Consider the following 2876-nt stretch of genomic DNA (forward strand, 5'->3'; position numbering starts at 1 on the left):
GTAGTTCGCATTCGAGGGGGTGGGGGTGGCCACCGCCTGCGAGCTGATGATCGCCAGGCGTCCGGCGGGGGAGTCCACCAGGTCCTGGTAGAAGGCGCGGGTGGTGTTGCGCAGCGTGGTCATCACCGAGCGGTGCAGGAAGTCGTAGTCCTGGCTGGACTGCCCGACGATGCCCTTGCCGCCGCGCCAGCCGCCGACCAGGTGGATCAGCGCGTCGATCCGTCCATGCTCGTCGTGCACCTGCTTGGCCAGGGACTGGACTTCGGTTTCGTCCCCCAAGTCGGCCTGGTAGCGGGCCGTGGCGAAATCAAGGCGTTCCTCCAGGCGCTGCTGGTTGGAGCCGACCACCAGCACCCGCGCCCCGGCATCGGACAGGGCGCGGGCGGTGGCCACCCCGCTGGCGGAGGTGGCCCCGGCGATCAGGATCGTGCGATCGGCGATAGTTGTGTTATCCATACCCCGAGCCTAGATGAGGCTGGCGCCATACATGCCACGGGTGGACTCGATGGTCTGCTTCATCTTCTTGCTCAGCGCCTCGTAGAACATCGACAGCGGGAACTCGTCGTCCATCACCTGGTCGGTGATCTCCCGCAGCGGCGCGGTCAGCGGCAGCGCGTCCGGGCCTTGGCCCAGGTGGAGGCCGGGTGCGGGGTGACGGTGGTGGAGACCAGCTCGTAGGCGGCCAGCCAGTGCGCCAGCTTCGGACGGTCGATGGACTTCCAGTACAGCTCGTCGATGGCGTCTCCCAGGGCGGAGACCACGGCCGGGACCTCGTCCCAGTCGATGGACAGCTTGGTGTCGGTCCAGTGCAGCACGTGGTTCTGGTGCATCCAGGCGAACAGCAGCTGCCCGCCCAGCCCGTCATAGTTGCGCACCCGGCTGCCGGTGATGGCGAAGCGGAAGATCCGGTCGAAGATCACCGCGTACTGCACCAGCTTGGCGGTCTTGGCGGTGCGCTCATCGGCCTTGGCGTCGTTGGCGATCTTCACGCACTCGCGGAACGCGGTCAAATCGCAGCGCAGCTCCTCCAGCGAGTACAGGAAGTAGGGCATGCGCTGCTTGATCATGAACGGGTCGAAGGGCAGGTCCCCGCGCATGTGGGTGCGGTCGTGGATCAGGTCCCACATGATGAACGTGTCCTCGGCCAGCTGCTGGTCCTCCAGCAGTTCTGCGGCGTCGGCCGGCAGCTCAAGGTTGGTCACCGCGGCCGCCTCCTTCAGCACCTTGCGGAAGCGCACGGCCTCGCGGTCCTGGAAGATCGCGCCCCAGGTGAAGGACGGGGTCTCGCGGATGGCCACCGACTCGGGGAAGAGCACCGCGGAGTTGGTGTCGTAGCCCGGGGTGAAGTCCAGGAAGCGCAGCGGCACGAACAGCGCGTTGGAGTAGTTCGACGCCTCCAGCTCGGCGATGAAGTCCGGCCACATCACCTGGACCAGCACGGCCTCCAGGTGGCGGTTGGTCGAGCCGTTCTGGGTGTACATGGGGAAGACGACCAGGTGCAGCAGCCCGTCCTGGCGCTGGCCCTGGGGCTGGAACTGCAGCAGTGAATCCAGGAAGTCCGGAACGCCCACGCCCTCTTCGGACCAGCGGCGCAGGTCCGCCACCAGCTTCTGCAGGTAGGAGGCGTCGTGCGGGAAGCTGGGGGCCAGGGACTGCACCGAGGCGATCACGGTCTGCAGCAGTTCGCGGGCCCGGCCCAGGTCCTTGGCGTCGGCCAGCGAGCCGTCCTTCACCTGCAGCGACTGGAACTCGGTGGCGGCGGCCTTCAGGTTCTGCCAGGCATCGGAGTTCACCAGTTCGTCGGCGTTTACCTGTGGATGTACTGGGCTCTGGGTCATGTACGTTCACCTCATCGTGTCGATCGGGATCAGTGGTTGCTACCCCTCACGCTACGCCCAGAATCAGGTTTTCGTAATGCCGCCCGGCCTGAGCCAAAGCAGGTCTAATGCTTGGTGTGGCGTTCACCTCATCTGGCATCGACACCGGTTGCCCTGGCCGCCTGCGGTCGGGGCAACCGGTTCCTCCGGGAGGCTTAGGCGTTGGCCTCGCGCAGCGTCAACGACAGCGAGTTGATGCAATAGCGCAGGTCGCTGGGCGTGTTGAAGCCCTCGCCCTCGAAAACGTGGCCCAGGTGCGAGTCGCAGGCTGCGCAGCGTACCTCCACCCGCTTCATGCCCAGGGTCTCGTCGGTGAGGTAGCGCACCCGGTCCTCGGCCAGCGGGGTGAAGAACGAGGGCCAGCCGCAGCCGGCATCGAACTTGGTGGTGCTGGCGAACAGCTCGGCCCCGCAGGCCCGACAGGAGTACACCCCCTCGGTGGTGGTGTCCCAGTATTCGCCGGTGAACGGACGTTCGGTGCCGGCCTCGCGCAGCACGTGGTACTCCTGCGGGCTGAGCACCTGGCGCCAGTCCAGTTCGGTCTTTTCCCCCGCCGCGCCGCCGGCGGGGTTCGGAGATGTGGGGTTCGGGGATGCGGTGTTGGGGGTCGCGGAATTACGGGCAGCAGGATCGTTGGAAGTCATACCCCTTTAACGCCCCGCAGCGGCAGAAGATTCCCCGAACCGGCCAACTTCGCCTCCCAACCCCGGCCCGGACGGCAGGAAACCCGGATGAATCTGCGCCGGGCATTTGAGAGGATGAACCATGGCCCAGATCGTGAAGTCCCTTGAACCGCGCAAGACGGTCCCCGCCACGCTGCTGGGCACCCTGATCGGCGTCACCGCCGGGTCCTGGTCGCCGCCAGCGTCTCCGCGCTGGCCGCCTACTTCGCCCGCCGCGTGGTCACCCCGGAGGACAGCCGCATCGGACGGGACGTCATCCGCTCGATCCACACCGACGAGCACGGGCAGATGTGGGTGCACCTGGTGCGCGACGCGG

At 66.9% G+C, this 2876-nt stretch carries 2 protein-coding genes and 1 pseudogene; all 3 read right to left on the reverse strand.

Translation table 11 applies throughout. The features are described 5' to 3' along the window. Window positions 1–456 (reverse strand): SDR family NAD(P)-dependent oxidoreductase (locus JCM19049_RS10925; protein WP_279403000.1); only part of this gene is annotated, 456 nt, incomplete at its 3' end. A gap of 9 nt (window positions 457–465) precedes the next feature. Next, a pseudogene (locus JCM19049_RS10930) lies at window positions 466–1838 on the reverse strand (DUF6421 family protein). A 194-nt stretch (window positions 1839–2032) separates the two neighbouring features. Then, entirely contained in the window at window positions 2033–2521 is a 489-nt protein-coding gene (gene msrB, locus JCM19049_RS10935; RefSeq protein ID WP_279403001.1) for a peptide-methionine (R)-S-oxide reductase MsrB, read from the reverse strand. Window positions 2522–2876: the final 355 nt, after the last annotated feature.

This window comes from Arthrobacter sp. JCM 19049 (assembly GCF_001310435.1).

Bases quoted from the DNA above. Each gene is read 5' to 3' on its own strand.
- msrB (WP_279403001.1), bottom strand. From the start codon at position 2,521: ATGACTTCCAACGATCCTGCTGCCCGTAATTCCGCGACCCCCAACACC.